The organism is Flavobacterium sp. ov086 (assembly GCF_900187965.1).
Classification (GTDB): domain Bacteria; phylum Bacteroidota; class Bacteroidia; order Flavobacteriales; family Flavobacteriaceae; genus Flavobacterium.
In genome coordinates, this window is the sequence record NZ_FZNL01000015.1 from 135,965 (window position 1) to 156,454 (window position 20,490).

The following is a 20,490-nucleotide window of genomic DNA, read 5'->3' on the forward strand; positions in this document are numbered from 1 at the left end:
TCTTTACAAAAATAAATCAATATTGTATCTTGCGCACCTAAAAAATTAACAATAATGAATAAATTTAAATTTTATTTTATTTTATTGCTTGCGGGTATTTCTTTCGTTTCTTGCTCTAAAAAAGATGATGATGAGGTGGTGACAGTTCCTTTAAGGGATTATGCAACACAGTATAAAGCTGATAATGATTCGATTGAAAAATATCTTAAAACCCATTATATTAAGGAAGTCACTGCTGATTTTGATATTACTATTGAAAAAATCACAAAAGATACACCACAAATTTCTATTATGGACCAGAAGGTTTATAAATTAGAAACTAGAAAAGTTTACAGTCATGGTGTTAATTATGAAGTTCGTTATTTGATTTTAAATGAAGGAACAGGGAAGTCGCCTTGTAATACTGACCGGGTTAATGCAGCATATTCAGGAAATTTATTAGACGGAACTGTTTTTGATACTTCTTATGATTTAGGAAGAAGCTTCGAGCTATATGTATATGTGAATGGCGCCGTTATCGATGGTTGGGGAGAGATTTTTCCTCAGTTTAAAACAGGTACTTCGAGTACCTCAGATAATGGTACGGTTACTTATAAGGACTTTGGAGCTGGAGTTATGTTTTTGCCTTCAGGGTTAGGTTACTATGGAAGTGCTCAGACTAATATACCTTCTTATTCTCCATTAGTATTTAGTTTTAAATTATTCGATCTTCAAAGATTAGATCATGAATACACAGTGTCAAATGGTAGTGCAATAACAGTAGGAGACGGTATTCCCGATTATTTAGAAGATCTTAATCATGATGGTTATCTTTATGACTTAAGAGATACAGCAAGATTTCCAAGTCCTCCTGATAGTTATAAAAAAGATTATGATACAGATGGTGATGGAATTCCTGATTATTTAGATTTAGATGATGATGGTGATGGTTTTACAACAAGATTTGAGCTTACTAAACCAACTGGTGAGATTGGTATGGGTGTAAAAGATGGACAGCCTTTTAATTATGGGACTAGTTTGTTTTATCCTTGGGATTCTACTGTTGATAATCCATTAACTCCAAATACAGATGAAACAGAGCCTAGAGGAATTCCTAGAAGACCAACGGGAGCTCTTACAGATCCTAACCAAGTTGAATCTGCAACTAATCCCAGAAAGTTTATAGAAGCAGATTATACAACTAATCCAAGATTGAGAATTCATTTGGATAAAACATATCCTATCAAACAAAAATAGATCTTAGGATTAATATAATATTTAAAACCTCGAAATAATTTTCGAGGTTTTTTTATGCCTAAAATAATCGGTTTGCTTCTGTCTAGTTGAAACTTAAAGGTATTTAGTGTTGAAGTCTTGATTTTATATTGCTCATTGCTAAAAACAAAAAACCTCGAAAAGTAATTTTCGAGGTTTTTTTTATAAGTAAGAAAATCTAAAAATTATTTTCTTTTGATAACTCTTTCTACAGCTTCAACAATTGCTTGATTGTTCAATTTGTATTTGTCCATTAATTGCTCTGGAGTTCCAGATTCACCAAAACTATCGTTTACGGCAACAAACTCTTGTGGAGCCGGAGTGTTTAATGCTAATACCCTTGAAATGCTTTCTCCAAGACCTCCAAGAATATTGTGCTCTTCTGCAGTTACAACACATTTAGTTTTTGCCAATGATTTTAGAATAGCTTCTTCGTCAAGTGGTTTGATAGTGTGAATGTTGATTACTTCTGCAGAAATTCCTTTTGCTTCTAATGCTTCAGCAGCAATAAGAGCTTCCCAAACTAAATGTCCTGTTGCTACGATCGTAACATCAGTTCCTTCGTTTAATAAAATTGCTTTTCCAATTACGAAAGGCTCATCAGCAGGAGTAAAGTTAGCTACAACCGGACGACCAAAACGTAAATAAGCAGGACCATGATGATCTGCTAATGCTAATGTTGCTGCTTTAGTCTGATTGTAATCACAAGTATTGATTACAGTCATTCCCGGTAACATTTTCATTAAACCAATATCTTCAAGGATTTGGTGTGTTGCTCCATCTTCACCAAGTGTTAAACCGGCGTGAGAGGCACAAATTTTAACGTTTTTATCAGAATAAGCAACTGATTGACGAATTTGATCGTAAACTCTTCCTGTAGAGAAGTTAGCAAAAGTTCCAGTAAAAGGAATTTTCCCTCCAATTGTTAAACCTGCAGCAATACCAATCATATTTGCTTCTGCAATACCAATTTGGAAAAAACGCTCTGGGTGATTTTTCTTGAAATCATCAAATTTTAATGATCCAATTAAATCAGCACAAAGTGCTACAACATTTTCGTTTTTTTGACCTAGTTCAGTCATTCCCGCTCCAAAACCCGAACGAGTATCTTTACTTCCTGTATTTATATATTTTTTCATTTTTTTTTCTTTTGAGATGCTAAGTTTCTAAGTGGCTAAGTTCCTAAGTTGAAAACTGACACTGAGACTGAGCACTTTTTAATAATCTGCTAAAGTTGAGGTATTTTGAGCTAAAGCACTTGCTAACTGATCGTTGCTAGGTGCTTTACCATGCCAGGCATGAGTATGCATCATAAAATCGACACCATTACCCATTTCAGTATGTAATAAAATACAAACCGGTTTACCTTTTCCTGTTCTTGATTTAGCATCATTTAAACCTGCAAGAATAGCATCGATATTGTTTCCTTCTTTGATTTCAAGAACGTCCCAGTCAAAAGCTTCAAATTTTGCACGGATACTTCCCATTGGTAAAACTTCGTCAGTTGTACCGTCAATTTGTTTTCCGTTAAGGTCAATAGTTGAAATAATGTTGTCAACTTTTTTTGCAGAAGCATACATGATAGCTTCCCAGTTTTGACCTTCTTGCAATTCTCCGTCTCCGTGTAAAGAAAAGATCAAATGATTGTCTCCATTTAATTTTTTAGCTTGCGCTGCTCCAAGAGCTACAGATAAACCTTGTCCTAATGAACCAGAAGCGATACGAACTCCAGGCAATCCTTCGTGAGTCGTTGGATGTCCTTGTAAACGAGAATTTAATAATCTAAAAGTTGCAAGTTCTGAAACAGGGAAATAACCGCTACGTGCTAATACGCTATAAAATACAGGTGAAATATGTCCATTTGAAAGGAAGAAAAGATCTTCTCCAATTCCGTCCATATCAAAACCTTCTTTACGCTCCATGATATTTTGGTAAAGAGTTACCAAAAATTCAGTACAACCTAGTGAACCACCTGGGTGACCTGAGTTGACAGCATGTACCATTCGAAGAATATCTCTTCTTACTTGGATAGTTAAATCGCTTAATTGTTGTGTGTTAGGCTTCATTTTATGTGTAAAAGTTAAACTGATGCAAAAGTAATTGTTATTTTGCGGGCTGACAAATGATTTTTTGCTTTAGTTTGCTGGAATTGTTAAATTGTACTTGTTTTTTTGTTGATCTCAGAAAAATACGTGCTTTGGTTCAGAATTTTTAAACATGAAGTCTTTATCTGACTTATTTTTGATGAAAATTTAAAATAAAAAAGCCCCAAATTGGGACTTTTGTTCTTTTAACTGATTTTGATGCGCTTATTCTGTATCGCCTTCACTGTAAAAATTATTTTCTTCGTCTTCAGATCCAATTTCTTCCTGCTCGTCATCAAGTTCTGAACCTGGAATATCCAGATCATTTCCTAGTTTATCACTATTTTGTTTCCATTCATGATCGCTTGGAGTGATTGTTTTTTCGGTGGAGATTTCCTCGGGATCAATGTCTTCCAATTTGTCTTCCTGATTATAAATATCTTCGTTTGCCGGATAATCTAAGTTTTCAAGATTTCTCTCAATTTGATCTTCTTTTATTGGATTGTTATCTTCTGAATTTATCATGATTTCTACTTTTTTAAATGGATATTAAAGTTATGGAATTATTGAATTCAGAATGTTATATGTTTTAATTACAAAGTTTTAGTATTCACATAAAAGGCAATTATCTCATTATCTAAATTGACTCATTATCTAATTGAAAGAATCTCTTTCCATGTTATCATTTGAATGTTATTCTCCTGAAGTTTTGTTTCGCATTCTTGACTTGTAAAAAAATCAAAATCTATCTGGCGCCATTCTGATCCAAAATTAGGATGATTGATTGTAATACCTTGCATTTCATGATCATCAAAAGCGGGATGAAGCAGAAAAACATTAAATCCAGGTTTTACTGAATCCAATACTTTTTCGTAAGATTTTCTAAGTTCGCCTTTTTCGAAATCTGCAAAATATCCAATCAGAAGATTATCTGCTAAAAGATTGTTTTCGAAATTATATTTTTCGTCAGATAAACTAATTGATTGTACAAATTGTTTGTTGATGAAAACGGGTAGATGATAAGTTTTTCCGAGTTCTTTATAGATTTCTAAAATTTCCGGAGTAACGCCAACGCTGCACATGTGAGAATCAAGATGCGTAGGTTGGATTCCGAATTGTAATGCTTTTTCGATTTGGGCGGTTAGTTCTTTTTTTATTTCGGATGGTTTTGCGTTGTTTTTGAAGTCTGCTCTGGTTTTGTAGAAATAACCGTTTTTATCGACTAAACTTGGTACTTCAGTAATTGGAAGTACCGGTCCGAATTTATAATTTTCCCATTCGCAGGTTAATGTGAGATGTACGCCGCAATCGAATTGTGGATTCTCTTTGGCGAATGTTGCCATTTCGAAAAACCATGCGCACGGAACCATTATACTATAGGAGTTTACAGATCCGTTTTGGAGTGCTTTTATGGTTGCCTGATTTTCGGAATGTGATAATCCGGCATCGTCGGCATGGATGATTAATAGTTTTGTGTTTTCGGGATATCCTAGTTTTTGAGCTAAGTTCATGTTTTATTTGTGTTGTGTTGAATAAATGGCACGCAGATTTTCGCGGATTTAAACGGATTTTTATTTTTTATATTACAAGTAAAGAATCTTTGCTTGTGTTTGTTTTTGCTCGCAGATTTTGCAGATTAAGCAGTTTTTTTTTGTTTCCATTCAAATTTAGAAATTTCTATTGGAACTGTCATTTCTTTTTTTGCGTTAGGGATAGGAGCGGTATCTCCCGATTTAGAAAAACAAGGCTTTTTAGCCGTAGTTTTTGTTAATTGGGAATATAGTGGATAGCCCGACCGGAGGGAACGCTCATAAGAAGTTATAAGTTAGGTGTAATACGTTTATTTGGTCTAAGTTTTAGGTTGAGCAAAATCATTCTCTCATTTTCTAATTGACAAATTATCTAATTAATTAATTTTCCCTGAAATTAGCTTATCTTTGCCGACTGAAAAAAGAAACAGATGAAGTTTGATTTATTACAAAAAGATCCGCAATCTAAAGCTAGAGCGGGAAGTATCACTACAGATCACGGCGTAATTGAAACGCCTATTTTTATGCCTGTCGGGACGGTTGCTTCTGTAAAAGGAGTGCACCAACGTGAGCTAAAAGAGGATATTAATCCGGATATTATTCTAGGAAATACATACCATTTATATTTACGTCCGCAGACTGAAATTCTTGAAAAAGCGGGTGGATTGCATAAATTCATGAATTGGGATCGTAATATTTTGACGGATTCTGGAGGATATCAGGTTTATTCTCTTTCGAATAATAGAAAAATTAAGGAAGAAGGAGTAAAGTTTAAATCGCATATTGATGGTTCATATCACTTTTTTTCACCAGAAAGTGTAATGGAAATTCAACGTACAATTGGGGCTGATATTATTATGGCTTTTGACGAGTGTACGCCTTATCCTTGCGATTACAGATATGCACAACGCTCGATGCACATGACGCACCGTTGGTTGGATCGTTGTATCAATCATTTGGACAAAGTACCTTATAAATATGGTTACGAGCAAACATTTTTTCCGATTGTTCAGGGAAGTACTTACAAAGACTTACGTCAACAATCGGCTGAATATATTGCAAATGCAGGACAACAAGGAAATGCAATTGGAGGTTTGTCAGTAGGAGAGCCTGCGGAGGAAATGTATGCTATGACTGAGGTTGTTTGCGAAATTTTGCCAGAAGATAAGCCTAGATATTTGATGGGTGTTGGAACGCCAATTAATATTCTGGAAAATATTGCTTTAGGAATTGATATGTTCGATTGCGTTATGCCAACTCGAAATGCGAGAAATGGTATGTTGTTTACGGCAAACGGAACAATTAATATTAAGAATAAAAAATGGGAAGCTGATTTTTCTCCAATTGACGAAATGGGACATACTTTTGTAGATACTGAATATACAAAGGCTTATTTACGTCACTTATTTGCGGCTAACGAATATTTAGGAAAACAAATTGCTACGATTCATAACCTTGGTTTTTATATGTGGTTGGTTCGTGAAGCCAGAAAACATATCTTAGCAGGAGATTTTAGACCATGGAAAGAAATGATGGTTAAAAATATGAGTCAAAGACTATAAAAAAAGTTTCAAGTTTTTTTAGTTTCAAGTTTCAGGTTATTTAGCAACTTGAAACTTGAAACCTGAAACAAAAAAAACAAAAAGAAATATATGCTGACGATAATAGATAAGTATATTTTAAAAAGATATTTAGCCACTTTTTCGGTGATGATCTTGTTATTTATTCCCATTGGAATTGTAATTGATGTCTCTGAGAAGGTGAATAAAATGCTGGAAAATAAGATTCCGTTTACGCAAATCGCAATCTATTACTACAATTTTACCGTTTATTTTGCGAACTCATTGTTTCCGATATTTTTGTTTTTATCGGTTATCTGGTTTACTTCAAAATTGGCAAATAATACAGAGATCATCGCTATTTTAAGTTCGGGGATTTCATTTACGCGTTTTTTACGACCTTATATTATTGGTGCATCTATTGTTTCGGTTTTTGTGCTTTTAATGGGATTTTTTATTGTTCCTGCTGCAAGTGAAGGCTTTAATAATTTTAGATATACCTATTTAAAAGGTGGAGGTAAAGAAGCAATGCGTGGTGAAAATACAAACGTATACAGGCAGCTTAACGATAACGATTTTATTTTTGTAAATAGCTTTAATGAAGAATCGAAAACGGCTTTTAATTTTTCGTTAGAGCATTTTGAAAAAGATCGATTAACCTATAAAATTACTGCAAGTCGTATTAAATGGGATCCAAAAGCAAAGACCTATATTTTATACGATTATACTAAAAGAACGGTTGGAGAATTGGAAGATAAAATTGAAAAAGTACCGGAAAAAAAGGTGGCTTTTAAATTTGAATTGGCTGATTTAACTCCTGTAGTTTATATTGCAGAAACACTTCCGTTAGGAAAATTAATTGATTTTATCGATAAAGAAAGAAAAAGAGGTTCAGGAAATATAAATACTTATTTAGTTGTACTTTATAAGAAATATAGTGTACCGGTTTCAGCTTTTATTTTGACTATTATCGCGGTGGCAGTTTCGTCAATGAAACGTCGTGGTGGTATGGGAACGAATCTGGCTATTGGAATTGCAATTGCGTTTTCTTTCGTATTCTTCGATAAAATATTCGGTACTCTTGCCGAAAAATCTACATTCTCACCTTTATTAGCTGTTTGGTTCCCGAATATTGTTTTCGGAATTCTGGCAGTTTACTTATTACGTAATGCGAAACGATAATTTAAAAAGTTATTTAAATCTTCATTTAATTGTTTTTATCTGGGGTTTTACAGCCATTTTAGGCGCTTTAATCACCATTGATGCCGAAAATTTAGTTTGGTTCAGAATGCTTTTAGCAGGTATTTTTCTGGCTGGGTTTATAGTTTATAAGAAACAGTCTTTTGTTATTTCGGCGCAGTCTTTTGCCAAATTAATTTTTGTTGGATTGCTGATTGCACTGCATTGGATTTTCTTTTTTAGGGCAATTCATGTTTCGAATGTTTCAATTACACTGTCTATATTTTCATTAGGAGCTTTTTTTGCATCCTTATTAGAGCCGCTTTTTTATGGCAGAAAGATATTATTCTATGAAGTTTTCTTCGGATTAATTATTATCGCTGGTTTGGCGCTTATCATGCAAGTCGAAGTTAAATATCTGCACGGGATGTATTATGCCTTGGCTGCAATTATTTTGGGTGTTTTGTTTACTTTAATGAATGGTAAGTTAATTACAGAACATGATCCGTCGGTTATTACATTTTATGAATTTGGTGCAGGAGTTTTCTTTATTTCTATTTATTTTTTAGTGCAAGGAAAATTTACTGCTGATTTTTTTACAATGTCATTAAACAACTGGATTTTGTTGCTTGTATTGGCTTCTGTTTGTACGGCATATGCTTTTACGGCATCAGTAAAAGTTATGCAGAAATTAACACCTTATACGGTGATGTTAACGACTAATTTAGAGCCTGTTTACGGAATTGTTCTGGCTTATTTTATTCTTGGAGGAAAAGAAAAAATGAGTACAGAATTTTATATTGGCGCCCTTATAATTGTTATTACGGTTATTTTAAACGGCGTTTTTAAACATTATAAAAATAAGAAAGAACTGTAATAGTTTACTTATTTTTAAATCACAAATTGATACTTTACTAACAATTAACTGTGCCAATGATATAATATTTTTATATTTGCGGTTCGATTTACAAACAAAATTCAAAAATCCATGGAATATTTAGATTTTGAGCTTCCAATCAAAGAACTTGAAGAACAGTTAGAAAAATGTGTTATAATTGGAAAAGAATCTGATGTTGATGTAACACCTACCTGCAAGGAAATCAACAAGAAATTAGTAGAAACTAAGAAAGAAATATACAAAAACCTTACAGCTTGGCAAAGAGTTCAGCTATCAAGACATCCAAATAGGCCTTATACTTTAGATTATATCAGAGCAATTTGCGGAGATACATTTTTAGAACTTCACGGAGACAGAAATTTTAAAGATGATAAAGCTATGGTTGGCGGACTTGGAAAAGTAAACGGACAGTCGTTTATGATCGTAGGTCAGCAAAAAGGTTTTAATACAAAAACACGTCAGTACCGTAATTTTGGTATGGCAAACCCTGAAGGATATCGTAAAGCTTTGCGTTTGATGAAAATGGCAGAGAAATTTGGTATTCCGGTTTTAACTTTGGTAGATACTCCGGGTGCATATCCAGGACTTGAAGCCGAAGAAAGAGGGCAGGGAGAAGCTATTGCTAGAAACATTTTTGAAATGGTTCGTTTACAAGTACCAATCATTACCATTATTGTTGGTGAAGGTGCTTCTGGAGGAGCTTTAGGAATAGGTGTTGGAGATAAAGTTTATATGTTAGAGAATACTTGGTATTCTGTAATTTCTCCGGAATCTTGTTCTTCGATTTTATGGAAAAGCTGGGAGTACAAAGAACGTGCTGCCGATGCTTTGAAATTAACTTCGTCAGACATGAAAAAACAAAAATTAGTTGATGATGTTATCCCGGAGCCACTAGGCGGAGCACACTATGACCGCGAAACTACTTTCAAAACGGTTGCCGAATACATCACCAAAGGATATAATGAATTGAAAGACTTATCAACAGCCGACCTGATTGCCCAAAGAATGGACAAATACAGTAAAATGGGCGAGTATAAAGAGTAAATTCTTACAAGATTAATTAAAATCCGAAGCCTTACAGTTTCGGATTTTTTTTTGGTTATGAACAAAAAAAACTTATTTATAAACAATTAATAGTTATAACTCGATAGCGATCTCTTTTTAAATTTCGCTACTTTCGTCATATGGAAAATTTCAAAAGTGTAAACCCTGCAAAGGTAAATAAACCCTCAATTATTAGTTTAGAAAAAGGGAAACTTCCTCCCCAAGTTCTTGATTTAGAAGAAGCTGTGCTTGGAGCGATGATGATTGATAAAAAAGGAGTTGATGATGTAATTGATATTTTGCAAGGAGATGCTTTTTATAAAGAAGCACATAAATTTATTTTTGAAGCAATTGTTCAACTTTTTACAGAAACACAGCCAATTGACTTGTTGACGGTTTCGACTCAGTTGAAAAAAAATGGAAAATTAGAATTGGCTGGAGGAGATTTTTATTTAATTCAGCTTACGCAAAAAATTGCATCTTCGGCCCATATCGAGTTTCACTCGCGTATCATTCTTCAAAAGTTTATTCAGAGAAGTTTGATTCGTATTTCTACTGAAATTATTGAAGCGTCTTATGATGAAACTGCCGATGTTTTTGATTTGCTTGATCAAGCCGAATCAAAACTATATGAAGTAACACAAGGTAATATTAAGCGTAGTTCTGAAACTGCTCAGAGTTTAGTACTTCAGGCTAAAAAGAAGATTGAAGAAATTGCAAAACAAGAAGGTTTAAGTGGTGTTGAAACTGGTTTTCATAATCTGGATAAACTAACTTCCGGATGGCAGCCCAGCGATTTAATTATTATCGCAGCGAGACCTGCGATGGGAAAAACTGCCTTTGTACTTTCAATGGCTAGAAATATCGCTATTCAGTATGGACATGGAGTGGCTTTGTTCTCTCTGGAGATGGCATCAGTTCAGTTGATTACAAGGTTAATTTCGTCAGAAACAGGATTGTCATCAGAGAAATTGCGTACCGGTAAACTAGAACCTCACGAATGGGAAATGTTGAGTACTAAAGTGAAAAACTTAGAAAAAGCTCCTTTGTTTATTGATGATACACCGTCACTTTCTATTTTCGATTTAAGAGCAAAATGTCGTCGTTTAGTTTCGCAACACGGAATCAAGATTATAATTATTGATTATTTGCAGTTGATGACTGCCGGAGGAAATAATAAAGGAGGAGGAAATCGTGAGCAGGAGATTTCGACAATTTCCCGAAACTTAAAAGCATTGGCAAAAGAGCTTAACGTTCCGGTAATTGCACTTTCGCAGTTATCGCGTGCCGTTGAAACACGTGGATCAAGTAAACGTCCGTTACTATCGGATCTTCGTGAATCCGGAGCGATTGAGCAGGATGCTGATATTGTTTCGTTTTTATATCGTCCTGAGTATTACAAAATAGAAGAATGGGATGATGATGAAGCATCGCCTACTGCAGGCCAGGCTGAGATTATGATTGCTAAACACCGTAATGGGGGTATTGAAAACATTCGATTGAAATTTATAGGACACCTTGGTAAGTTTGATAATCTTGATGATTTTTCAGGTAGTTATGACGATTTACCATCCAAAATGAATCATGAAGATAATCCGTTTATAACGAAGAATCTACCTTCTGCAAATGAAGCTTTTGGAAGCAATTTGAATGACGATGATGATGACAGTGATGTTCCATTTTAACAAAAAATTAAAAAGCCTTTTTATAAGGCTTTTTTTATACCCAAATGTTAATTTTTTTACTAAAATTGAGTAGCTTAGCCGAACCATTAACAAATCTAATATTTATTAACTAATTTAAATTGTAAATTATGAATGAAGAAACCTTTCCGGGGCCTATTGAAATTCCATTAAGCACGGCTAAAGTGTGGGAAAAGAGATTCGATGAAGATAACACGATTGAAGATCCAAAGAATAAAGTAAAAGCTTTTTTAATACCAAGAGAAAGTCTGGAGAAAGTCTTACAATTAGAAACTGAGGCTGTTTGGGCTTATATTGGTATTAATGACGATAAAGAAAAAACTTTGCTTTTTGTTGGAGCAGAACTAGATCCAGTAACAAAGAAATATGTAAATGTTTATGGACCACCAAAATCAGAGCAAAATAAATCTGCTGACGGATCTATAGAAATTGTTTATGATGGAGCTCGTCCTAGTCCTCCATTTTAATTTTAAAGAAAACATATAAAAGTGGTCGATTTTTTAATTTTCTCAGGTTATTTGATTTTATTAATAAATCTAATACTATATTTATTTAGCTTTTTCCGAAAGGGAAAAGCTAATGTTTTTTTTGTTTCATATTTAGCATTTGTATTTGTAATGCAAATTTCTTTGGAATTAATGTATCGATTTGAAATCAATAATTTATTTGCGGTTAATATATTTTTTATTGGTCAAATGATATTATTGGGGTTGTTTTATAATTCGTTATTGCCGATAAAAGGCCAAAAGATTTTTGTAAAGATTTCCCTTGTTATTGCATTGTTGTTTTTATTTGCACAATTTGTTATAGATTCAAATCAATTTTTAAAATTTAATTTGTTTGAAATCACTTTGACATCTTTACTTATTGTTGTTTTCGCTTTGTTTCATTTTTACAATATGCTTACTGATGGTAAAAACTTTTATTATGTAAGTTTTGGTATTGTATTTTATTTATTGGCAAGTACAGTTTTATTTTTAATTGGAAACCTTTCTATGGAACTTAGTAATGATGTGAAATATTTAACATGGACATTAAATGCATTTCTAATTGTTATTTATCAGTTGTTTATTTTATATGAATGGAAAGTGAGCTTCTATGAAGATAAGATTGAAAAATAATTATCTTTTCTACTAGCCCTAATTTAAATTTATATCGAAAAAAATACCTGATTGGTCTATTGTAAATCTTTACTAATATACATCTAATAGAGATTTTGTTTTTTAAAATTATTATATTAAATGTGTCAGGGATATATGATTTTGAAATAGATAAAACCAAACACTAAAGAGTTCATATGAGTGGAAATTCAATTCCGGATAAAGAAATTGTTGCGATAATCTTATATATATCATGCTTTTTCATGATTCTTGCCGTTTTTTTAATTGCATTCTTTTATTTCTCGAGAAAGAAAATCATTCAAAAAGAAATTGAAAATAAGAACTTAGAAATTCAATATCAAAAAGACCAATTGCATGCTGTTATTGTGACTCAGGAAGAAGAGCGAAAAAGAATTGCTCAGGATCTTCATGATGATATAAGTTCCAAACTTAATATTGTGTCACTAAATAGCCATTTGCTTACCTCACCAAATTTGACAGAAGCAGAAACATTAGAGATTACCGGAAATATCATTGCACTGACTACCAAAGCACTTGAGAATTCTAGAAAAATTGCCCATAATTTATTGCCGCCAGTTTTTGAAAAATTCGGATTAAATGCAGGGGTTGAAGAATTGTGTGAAGAATTTGAAAGCAGTAAAGCAATAAAAACGTATTATAAGAATGAAATTGATTTTGACGAAAAAGAGATTGATCGTCATTTGCATGTTTTTAGAATTTTGCAGGAATTAATGAATAATTCATTGCGTCATGGAAAAGCAACTGAAATTTGGATTGCTTTTAAAAATATAAACGGAATTGACACCTGTAATTATGAAGATAATGGAGTTGGTTTTGATAGTAAAAGTATTGAAAATCAAAAAGGCTTAGGTATGAAGAATATTGATAGCCGCATTTCGTTTTTAGACGGAACAATCAAAATAAACTCAGAAGTTGGTAAAGGAATAGCCGTAATTTTCACTTTTTAATTTAAAAATAGGATAATAAATAATTTTTGACACTATTAATAAAACTCTATTGGAATGAATGTTTTGATGGAGATTTTTTTGATTTCCCCGTTTTAATTTTAATAACCATTTAACTAACAATTACAAAGAATGAAAAGATTAAGTTTATGTAGTGCTATTGCAATAGCGCTTTTAATGTTCTCTTGTCAAAAAGAGAATTCGCAAGAGGATAGTTCCATAGTCTCAAAAGTAGAGCAGGAGAATTGGCAAACAGCAAAACTGGATGCTAAATTTGCAGATTCTCAAAAACAAGTTACAGCGTATTTATTTCCAAAAGAACAAATGTCTAAATTGGTAGAAACGCCAAATGTAGAATTCGTTCAGTTTGTTTTGGGCTACAGTGATAATACTTTGCAAATTAAAGTTATTGGAGTTGATAAAGCAGGAAAAGAGTTTGCAAGCGTTGATGCTAACATCCTTAAAGAACCTTCGGACGCAGATAAATTGTCTGTATTAAAAGAATCAAATAACAAAACAAGCAAAGGAACAGCGCTTCTAAATAAACACTTAATTTCCCCTGATGTTGCGTTGGATGGTATTAAGGCATGGCAAGGAAAATTAAAAACTGTCACTGGTTTAGACGAAGTTCTTTCTTATGAAGGTACTCGTTTTAAATATTATAGTTTAGAAGCCGCTATTATTACAGACATGCTTAAAAACAAGAACACAGCAAATATTGGTTTGTTTCTGGGACTTAATCCTGTTGGAAAAGTAACTACCATTTTGATCGGATTAGATAATAACAATTCGATTAAAAAAACATCATTTGCAGGTAAAGCAGCAGATGCTACTGTATATGATGCAACACGTCCTTGTCCTCCTTACGGAGATCCAGTTCCGCCTGTTGAATAATTAGAATATTTAAGATTAACCACAATTAATAAATCTCTATCAGGATGAATATTTTGATAGTGATTTTTTATTTCTCAAACAAAAAGATTAAAAAATAAAGGAGGTTTAAGAATGAAAAACATTGACAGCTGAATTTCCTTAAAAAAACAAAATAAATTCAGAAGCAAGTAACGGCATGACCTTAATTTTTGCTTTTTAACTAAAAATCGAATAATAAATGTGTTTTTAACGCAATATAATACGGGATAACGTATTTTTTTGGTTCATATTTTGTAATTTCGACGAACCAAATGACCAAAAACAAAAATAATGAGTACGGCTATTAAAATTGCTTTAGTCGATGACGAAGTTTTATTCCGTAAAGGGATTTCTTTTTTGTTGCAAAGAGAAGATAATATCGAGATCGTTTTTGAAGCCTCAAACGGCGAAGATCTTATTTCTCAATTAGAAGAGATCGAAACAAAACCAGATATAATTATCATGGATTTGAAAATGCCAGTATTGAATGGCGTCGAAGCGACAAAAATAATCAGAAAATTATTCCCCGAAATTAAAATAGTGGCTTTAACAAGTTATGACACTAAATCATTTATTGCCAATATGATTCAGGTTGGTGCTGTTGCATACTTGATAAAGAGCACGACCCCAAAAGATTTAATTAGAACTATTAATGAGGTTCACAGAAAAGGATTTCATTATAATGAAAACGTTTTAAAAACAATTCAGGAAACAATAGTCTCTTCTAAAAATACAAAAGGAAATTTAGAAACTAGTTTTCTATCGCCTCGCGAAATAGAAATTCTTCAGCTTATTTGTCAGCAAAAAACAACTTCTGAAATTGCCGAATATCTTTACTTAAGTCCCCGAACTGTTGAAGGACATAGAAATAACTTATTGCTTAAGACTGAATCTAGAAACATTGCTGGTTTAGTTGTATATGCTATTCAAAACGAAATTGCAGATCTAACACTGTAAATTTTAGCTAGTCAGAAATTGGATTGATAATACATAGTATATAATAATTGTTAGTGCCAGTAAACAAAGACCTATTTTTTGTATTGCATTTAATCCCTTTGGCGGGTTATTACTGTCATTAAACTTCATAGTTCCGGTTTTTCATTGATTAGGTTTATGATTTGGAAAACAAATTTAAGTAGAAAAAGCTTTTCTGGTCCACGTGTTTTTACCTGTTTTTGTAACTTCATGCAATAGCATTAACGGAATCTGTATTTAACGTTTCAGCCTGTTATAAAACTAGAGATCTGTTGTGTTTTTTGGTAGTTCCTTTATATCTTTACTAAAATAATTTTCTAATGAATAAGAGTTTAGTTTATATTTTCATATTTCTACTTTCATTTACTGCAAAAGCTTCGTTTATCTTACTTCCGATGGACGAAACAACTCAGCAAAATCATTTAAAAGCATACGGAATTACCTACTGGTGTTTGAGTAAAGATTATAAAGCAAGTTGGTTGCTTAATTATCGTGGTGGCTCATTTTTATTGCCTGATGTTGCCGAAATTAGAAAAGAATGTCAGATTCGTGGTGTTAGTTTTGAGGTTCTTTCAGATAGTGAAGAAGCTTCACTTTTAGAAGAGATCTCGAGCCCTTCACAAAATATGGAATCTGTTATTCTCGAAAAAGCGCCTAAAATTGCAGTTTATACTCCAAAAGGAAAACAACCTTGGGATGATGCTGTAACATTAGTATTGACATATGCCGAGATTCCTTTTACACCAATTTATGACGAAGAAGTTTTAAGTGATCAGTTGCTGCTTTATGACTGGCTGCATTTGCATCATGAAGATTTTACAGGACAATACGGAAAATTTTACGCAGCTTACAAAAATACACCTTGGTACATTGATCAAAAAAAGGATGCCGAAACTTTGGCAACAAAACTAGGTTATGCAAAAGTGTCTCAAGAAAAAGGAGCGGTTGCAAAAAAAATAAGAGATTTCGTGATAGGTGGTGGGTTTATGTTTGCCATGTGTTCAGCAACGGATAGTTTTGATATTGCTCTCGCTGCTGATGGAGTTGATATTTGCGAAGCTATGTTTGATGGTGATGCCAGTGATTCTAATTATCAGTCAAAATTAAACTATTCAAATTCGTTTGCTTTTAAAGATTTTACCTTAGAAAGAAGACCGGAAGTTTATGAGTTCTCAGATATTGATATGACATCAAAACGCCGAATTCCTGTTGAAAAAGATTATTTTACGTTAATGGAATTTTCTGCAAAATGGGATCCAATCCCAAGTATGTTATGTCAAAACCATACACAGTTAGTTAAAGGTTTTATGGGACAAACAACCTCATTTGATTCTGCATTTATAAAATCAAATGTTTTGGTCATGGGAACTTGCGAACTAAATGGTGAATCAAGATATATTCATGGTGAAAAAGGTAAAGGGATGTTTACTTTTTTTGGAGGTCATGACCCTGAAGACTTTCAACATCAGGTTGGGGATCCGCCAACGGTTTTAGATTTACATCCAAACTCTCCTGGATACAGATTAATTCTTAACAATGTATTATTTCCTGCGGCAAGAAAGAAAAAGCTGAAAACATAATTTAATTCAAAGAAAATTCAAACCAAATAGGAATATGATCTGATATTTTTCGGGCTTCTTTTAATGAATTGAATTGTTTATGAAATGAAATTATTCCTGAGTTGATGTGTTTTACTAACTCAGGTTGGTAAAATACATTGTCAAATTCGGATGCTAAACAATTATCAGCGAAGCATTTTTGTTTTAATGTCGTTTTTTGATTTTGTAAAATAGACATATACCCCATTTTTTTTAAAGGATTGAAAACAGTATGAGATTGAGGACAATTAAAATCTCCCAGAAAAACCAGATTGAGGTTAGGATATTCCTGAGGCAAAAACTTAAAATATTTAATTTCTGTTTCAGGTTGCTTGCTTTTAGTAATAGCATGAAAATTTACTAGGGTAATTGATTTTTTATCAATTTCAAAAGTGGCAAAATATGGCTCACGATCAATCTCTAAATTGTATTTTTTTTCAAGCCAGGTATTTCCTTTTAACTTTATTTTAGAGCTTTTCCAGATAAATGCGTAACGTTCTCTTTTGTAGCTGCTGCCACTAGTTGGGTCACTAATCTTATAATCCCATTTTGAACCTTTTTGGTCTAGAATTGCTGTGAGTTTTGCAATTGCCTGAGCACCGCCATAACCAGCCACAACTTCTTGAATTGCTATAATATCATAGTTATTTATAGTATTGGCTATAAAATATAATTCAGATTCAGATTTTGATTTGCCAAAATTTTCTAAATTCCAGGAAAGAACTTTGGTTTGTGAAAAAGAGAAGAAACAAAAAAATAAGAGAATAAAGCTAAGAGTTTTTTTCATGAAGAATTTAAAAATTCAAATATAAGAATTTCAAAATTGGATAATAGATCCTTTTATTCTAATTGTTTAGAGCTTTTTAATTTTGAATAAAAAAGAATAAGATAGAAAATAGTCTTATTCTTTTTTATATCTGTTTTTTAAGGCAGTACTTATAATTATAATCTGTAAAACAAGAAGAGCGGGAATAAATATAATTTTCCAATCTACTTCAATCCATCCTGTTTTTTCTGAAATGAAAGCAAAACTCATTGAAAGTAAAAGACAAAGGAGCATTGTTTTCATGATAATCTTGTTTTTGGTTGTGTTAATTTTTGAGATAAAATTAATTCTATATCTGGTTTTCATCGGTTAGTCAATAGATTAAGTACAAATCTAAGGCTATAAAAAAGTTTTTCCTTACGTGAATCCGTAAAATCACTAAAATTTTAGACTAAACCAAAATCTTTAGCAATAGCAATTAAGTGAACGTTATTGTTTGCCTTAAAATATATTTTTAGCTTGTTGATTCTTTTTTCAATACTACTTGTTCCGTTTGGAGTTATGCAAGAAGCCTTAAATTCATTTGAGATGTGTTCTAATATATATCCTTGGGCTAAAAGTTTTAAAATTGAAATATCATAAGATTCAATTTCAATCAAAGCTTTGTCATTAAAACTAAACGATAACCCTGAAGAAAGGATTTTATCTTCATTTCGAAAAGTTCCTTCGATTGCTTTTCTTAATTCTCCGATACTATTTCTTCCTTTAGAGACATAAGCATTAATGCCTAAATCATTAAAGAGAGATTTTATTCGGTATGATTTGTCTTCAATAGAAAAAACTATTTTTTTTAATTGAGGCTGAACACCATTTATTGCTTTGATCAAATCTTCACCGCTGGTCAAGTTCGTTTTTCTGTGGTCAGTTTTAAAAGACAAATCACTTATGAGTAAATCATATGGTTCGTTTTCTATCAATGCTTTCTTCGCTTTTAATAAGCCGTCGTCACAATACTTTACATGATGAATTGTTGGGATTTTAAGGTCTTCAAGTACTTGTATAACTGCTATACTTATACTATCTAAATCTTCGGCAACTAAAACTTTTTTGAACATACTATTTTTATTTATATGGGGAAAGTGAAACTTAATTTAAAACCTTTTTCATAATTAGGGTCAAAAATAATAGTTCCATTTATAGTTTTAATACGGCTTTCCACATTTTGCAATCCATTTTTTAAAATTAAATCACTTTTATCGCTTCCAATGCCGTTATCATTATAAGTAATGAGAATATTTTTTTCATTTATTTTGAACGTGATACTTACTAAAGTGGCCTGGCTATGACTTTTCATGTTAAAAAAAAGCTCTTGTAAAACTCGATATAAGATAATTTTTTTATTTCTTTCGACCTTATTCCATAAAATTGAATCGAAACCATTTAATAAAATATTAATCTGTGGAGTTTTAAATCCGGCAATCATTTCTTTTAATGCGATAGCATAGTTTTCATTTGTCGTAATTTTACTGTTTTCTTGCGAAATGTTTCTTGTTCGCAGGTATATATTCTCTAAATTGTTTAGTAAATACTCTTTGTTTTTATCCAGTTTAAGATCTTTATTTTCTGCAAAAGCCATAGTTTGATAAACATCATATGCAAGTTCATCATGCAGTTTTTTAGAGATTCGAAGTTCGCTTTTGATGATCGCATCATCTTTTTCTTTTTTTCCTTTTGATTTTAAATGGAAACAAAGAAAAGTAACCGATCCCAGTATAAATACAATTATTATATAGGATATTATAATTCGTTTTTTTTGTCTTTCTAATTGAAGTCTATTTTCTGCCCTTTGTTCTTTAAGTTTTAGATTCTCTTCTTTGTCTTTTTTAGAAATGTATTTAATGTTAGTAAACTGATTTTTTGCAGTTTGCTTTGCAATAGTAATACTGTCTACAAGTTTAATGTAGGATATTGCATGTTGTTTTAGTGTATTTCCGTTGCTATGTTTAATTAATAATCCCAGAGTTTCGACTTTGTCTGTGGAATTATTTATTTCCGATGCGTGTTCATAAGCTTTTTGAGCATATTTTAGAGATATACCAGGATCAGTTTTTTCAAAATACATAGAAAGATTTTTATATGTTGTAACTAACCCTTCTTGTGTTTCTGGTTTTAATCTAATTTTTAATGCTTCGTAAAAATAGTTTAATGCTTTTTTAGAATTTCCGAGTTTATAATGACAAAAACCCAGATTATTTATTACAAACGAATAGTTATTATGATTGATAACGTCGTATTTTGAAATGTTTTTTTGTAAGGCCAGTATATTAAATATTTTCATAGCCTCTTTATATTTTTCCTGATTAATATAAATTGCACCTAAATTATTTAAAGCAATATATTTTCTCCATGCACTAGTTTTTAAGGCTATGGCTTTTTTAAAGTATATGATAGCAGTAGTGTTGTCATAATTATTTGTGTAGTTAATGCCCAATAAATTGTATATGATCCATGAGTATCTTGGATTTTTGATCCGTTTTAAATATGGCAATGCTTCTGTTGCATTGGCTTCACTGGCAATGTAATTTCCTTGCTGAAGCTGAAGTTCAGCAATACAAGATAATGCATAAACATAATCTATAGTGTTTGTATTAGGATCACAAAGTTTTTTTGCTTTATTGAAAAAATAAATTGCGCTATCTTTTTTGTTTGTGTCAAAATAGACATCTGCAATATCAGATAATCTTTTTATTTCTACAGTATTGTCCTTTTTTTTGGGCTTTATTTGATTTTCGTTTTTATAAGATTGAAATAATAATAAAGAACCTCCTAATAATAAAAATTGTATTATTAGGAGATACTTTAAAATTGTTTTGTTAGGAATAAAACGTAATTGTTTTTTCATA

The 20,490-nt window shown here is 32.1% G+C and carries 20 protein-coding genes; 12 read left to right on the forward strand and 8 right to left on the reverse strand.

The genetic code is table 11. The features are described 5' to 3' along the window. The first annotated feature begins 54 nt into the window (after positions 1-54). The gene (locus CHB81_RS16680) at positions 55-1,236 is read left to right on the forward strand and encodes an FKBP-type peptidyl-prolyl cis-trans isomerase (RefSeq protein WP_089352983.1); all 1,182 of its coding nucleotides are present in this window, start codon (positions 55-57) and stop codon (positions 1,234-1,236) included. Between the two features lie 203 nt (positions 1,237-1,439). Here the strand turns inward: CHB81_RS16680 and CHB81_RS16685 are convergent, their stop codons facing one another. From CHB81_RS16685 to CHB81_RS16700, 4 genes are all read right to left on the reverse strand, one after another. Continuing rightward, complete coding sequence (locus CHB81_RS16685; protein WP_089352984.1) at positions 1,440-2,393, reverse strand: transketolase family protein; 954 nt, start codon at positions 2,391-2,393, stop codon at positions 1,440-1,442. Between the two features lie 78 nt (positions 2,394-2,471). After that, entirely contained in the window at positions 2,472-3,320 is an 849-nt protein-coding gene (locus CHB81_RS16690; RefSeq protein ID WP_089352985.1) for a transketolase, read from the reverse strand. A 243-nt stretch (positions 3,321-3,563) separates the two neighbouring features. Continuing rightward, on the reverse strand, positions 3,564-3,863 hold the full coding sequence (locus CHB81_RS16695) for a hypothetical protein (RefSeq protein WP_089352986.1): 300 nt from the start codon (positions 3,861-3,863) through the stop codon (positions 3,564-3,566). Between the two features lie 125 nt (positions 3,864-3,988). Then, a complete protein-coding gene (locus CHB81_RS16700) occupies positions 3,989-4,849 on the reverse strand; it encodes a polysaccharide deacetylase family protein (RefSeq protein ID WP_089352987.1) in 861 nt (286 codons plus the stop codon). Positions 4,850-5,298: 449 nt separating this feature from the next. Here CHB81_RS16700 and tgt point away from each other — a divergent pair, with 449 nt between their 5' ends. The 11 genes from tgt to CHB81_RS16755 all read left to right on the forward strand — a co-directional run bounded on the left by tgt (position 5,299) and on the right by CHB81_RS16755 (position 16,803). Next, complete coding sequence (gene tgt / locus CHB81_RS16705) at positions 5,299-6,429, forward strand: tRNA guanosine(34) transglycosylase Tgt (protein WP_089352988.1); 1,131 nt, start codon at positions 5,299-5,301, stop codon at positions 6,427-6,429. Between the two features lie 90 nt (positions 6,430-6,519). Further along, entirely contained in the window at positions 6,520-7,608 is a 1,089-nt protein-coding gene (locus CHB81_RS16710; protein ID WP_089352989.1) for an LptF/LptG family permease, read from the forward strand. Then, a complete protein-coding gene (locus CHB81_RS16715; RefSeq protein ID WP_089352990.1) occupies positions 7,595-8,482 on the forward strand; it encodes a DMT family transporter in 888 nt (295 codons plus the stop codon). The genes CHB81_RS16710 and CHB81_RS16715 overlap by 14 nt, the downstream gene beginning before the upstream one ends. A gap of 111 nt (positions 8,483-8,593) precedes the next feature. After that, on the forward strand, positions 8,594-9,547 hold the full coding sequence (locus CHB81_RS16720; protein ID WP_089352991.1) for an acetyl-CoA carboxylase carboxyltransferase subunit alpha: 954 nt from the start codon (positions 8,594-8,596) through the stop codon (positions 9,545-9,547). A gap of 140 nt (positions 9,548-9,687) precedes the next feature. After that, positions 9,688-11,232, forward strand: coding sequence for a replicative DNA helicase (dnaB, locus tag CHB81_RS16725; RefSeq protein WP_089352992.1), 1,545 nt, complete (start codon positions 9,688-9,690; stop codon positions 11,230-11,232). Positions 11,233-11,360: 128 nt separating this feature from the next. Beyond that, on the forward strand, positions 11,361-11,717 hold the full coding sequence (locus tag CHB81_RS16730) for a hypothetical protein (protein WP_089352993.1): 357 nt from the start codon (positions 11,361-11,363) through the stop codon (positions 11,715-11,717). A 51-nt stretch (positions 11,718-11,768) separates the two neighbouring features. Continuing rightward, positions 11,769-12,371, forward strand: a complete 603-nt coding sequence (locus CHB81_RS16735) for a hypothetical protein (protein WP_254921144.1) — start codon at positions 11,769-11,771, stop codon at positions 12,369-12,371. A gap of 176 nt (positions 12,372-12,547) precedes the next feature. Further along, the gene (locus CHB81_RS16740) at positions 12,548-13,339 is read left to right on the forward strand and encodes a sensor histidine kinase (RefSeq protein ID WP_089352995.1); all 792 of its coding nucleotides are present in this window, start codon (positions 12,548-12,550) and stop codon (positions 13,337-13,339) included. 129 nt (positions 13,340-13,468) lie between these two features. Beyond that, positions 13,469-14,230 carry a hypothetical protein gene (locus CHB81_RS16745; protein WP_089352996.1) on the forward strand — a complete coding sequence of 254 codons (762 nt, stop codon included), beginning with the start codon at positions 13,469-13,471 and terminating at the stop codon, positions 14,228-14,230. A 309-nt stretch (positions 14,231-14,539) separates the two neighbouring features. After that, positions 14,540-15,205, forward strand: a complete 666-nt coding sequence (locus tag CHB81_RS16750; protein WP_089352997.1) for a response regulator transcription factor — start codon at positions 14,540-14,542, stop codon at positions 15,203-15,205. A gap of 338 nt (positions 15,206-15,543) precedes the next feature. Further along, positions 15,544-16,803 (forward strand): asparagine synthetase B, encoded by a 1,260-nt coding sequence (locus CHB81_RS16755; protein WP_089352998.1) that lies wholly within the window; start codon positions 15,544-15,546, stop codon positions 16,801-16,803. 1 nt (position 16,804) lies between these two features. Here CHB81_RS16755 and CHB81_RS16760 read toward each other — a convergent pair whose 3' ends face one another. The 4 genes from CHB81_RS16760 to CHB81_RS16775 form a co-directional block, all read right to left on the reverse strand. After that, positions 16,805-17,608 carry an endonuclease/exonuclease/phosphatase family protein gene (locus CHB81_RS16760; protein WP_089352999.1) on the reverse strand — a complete coding sequence of 268 codons (804 nt, stop codon included), beginning with the start codon at positions 17,606-17,608 and terminating at the stop codon, positions 16,805-16,807. Between the two features lie 114 nt (positions 17,609-17,722). Then, a complete protein-coding gene (locus tag CHB81_RS26915; protein WP_158283865.1) occupies positions 17,723-17,890 on the reverse strand; it encodes a hypothetical protein in 168 nt (55 codons plus the stop codon). 143 nt (positions 17,891-18,033) lie between these two features. Then, on the reverse strand, positions 18,034-18,702 hold the full coding sequence (locus CHB81_RS16770; protein ID WP_089353001.1) for a response regulator transcription factor: 669 nt from the start codon (positions 18,700-18,702) through the stop codon (positions 18,034-18,036). Between the two features lie 11 nt (positions 18,703-18,713). Further along, complete coding sequence (locus tag CHB81_RS16775) at positions 18,714-20,489, reverse strand: tetratricopeptide repeat protein (protein ID WP_089353002.1); 1,776 nt, start codon at positions 20,487-20,489, stop codon at positions 18,714-18,716. Between the last annotated feature and the right edge of the window lies 1 nt (position 20,490).

Coding starts and splice junctions, on each gene's coding strand:
- CHB81_RS16715 (WP_089352990.1), top strand. CDS start 7,595: ATGCGAAACGATAATTTAAAAAGTTATTTAAATCTTCATTTAATTGTT.
- CHB81_RS16770 (WP_089353001.1), bottom strand. CDS start 18,702: ATGTTCAAAAAAGTTTTAGTTGCCGAAGATTTAGATAGTATAAGTATA.
- CHB81_RS16740 (WP_089352995.1), top strand. CDS start 12,548: ATGAGTGGAAATTCAATTCCGGATAAAGAAATTGTTGCGATAATCTTA.
- CHB81_RS16760 (WP_089352999.1), bottom strand. CDS start 17,608: ATGAAAAAAACTCTTAGCTTTATTCTCTTATTTTTTTGTTTCTTCTCT.
- CHB81_RS16775 (WP_089353002.1), bottom strand. CDS start 20,489: ATGAAAAAACAATTACGTTTTATTCCTAACAAAACAATTTTAAAGTAT.
- CHB81_RS26915 (WP_158283865.1), bottom strand. CDS start 17,890: ATGAAAACAATGCTCCTTTGTCTTTTACTTTCAATGAGTTTTGCTTTC.
- CHB81_RS16755 (WP_089352998.1), top strand. CDS start 15,544: ATGAATAAGAGTTTAGTTTATATTTTCATATTTCTACTTTCATTTACT.
- CHB81_RS16680 (WP_089352983.1), top strand. CDS start 55: ATGAATAAATTTAAATTTTATTTTATTTTATTGCTTGCGGGTATTTCT.
- tgt (WP_089352988.1), top strand. CDS start 5,299: ATGAAGTTTGATTTATTACAAAAAGATCCGCAATCTAAAGCTAGAGCG.
- CHB81_RS16720 (WP_089352991.1), top strand. CDS start 8,594: ATGGAATATTTAGATTTTGAGCTTCCAATCAAAGAACTTGAAGAACAG.
- dnaB (WP_089352992.1), top strand. CDS start 9,688: ATGGAAAATTTCAAAAGTGTAAACCCTGCAAAGGTAAATAAACCCTCA.
- CHB81_RS16690 (WP_089352985.1), bottom strand. CDS start 3,320: ATGAAGCCTAACACACAACAATTAAGCGATTTAACTATCCAAGTAAGA.
- CHB81_RS16750 (WP_089352997.1), top strand. CDS start 14,540: ATGAGTACGGCTATTAAAATTGCTTTAGTCGATGACGAAGTTTTATTC.
- CHB81_RS16700 (WP_089352987.1), bottom strand. CDS start 4,849: ATGAACTTAGCTCAAAAACTAGGATATCCCGAAAACACAAAACTATTA.
- CHB81_RS16745 (WP_089352996.1), top strand. CDS start 13,469: ATGAAAAGATTAAGTTTATGTAGTGCTATTGCAATAGCGCTTTTAATG.
- CHB81_RS16710 (WP_089352989.1), top strand. CDS start 6,520: ATGCTGACGATAATAGATAAGTATATTTTAAAAAGATATTTAGCCACT.
- CHB81_RS16685 (WP_089352984.1), bottom strand. CDS start 2,393: ATGAAAAAATATATAAATACAGGAAGTAAAGATACTCGTTCGGGTTTT.
- CHB81_RS16730 (WP_089352993.1), top strand. CDS start 11,361: ATGAATGAAGAAACCTTTCCGGGGCCTATTGAAATTCCATTAAGCACG.
- CHB81_RS16695 (WP_089352986.1), bottom strand. CDS start 3,863: ATGATAAATTCAGAAGATAACAATCCAATAAAAGAAGATCAAATTGAG.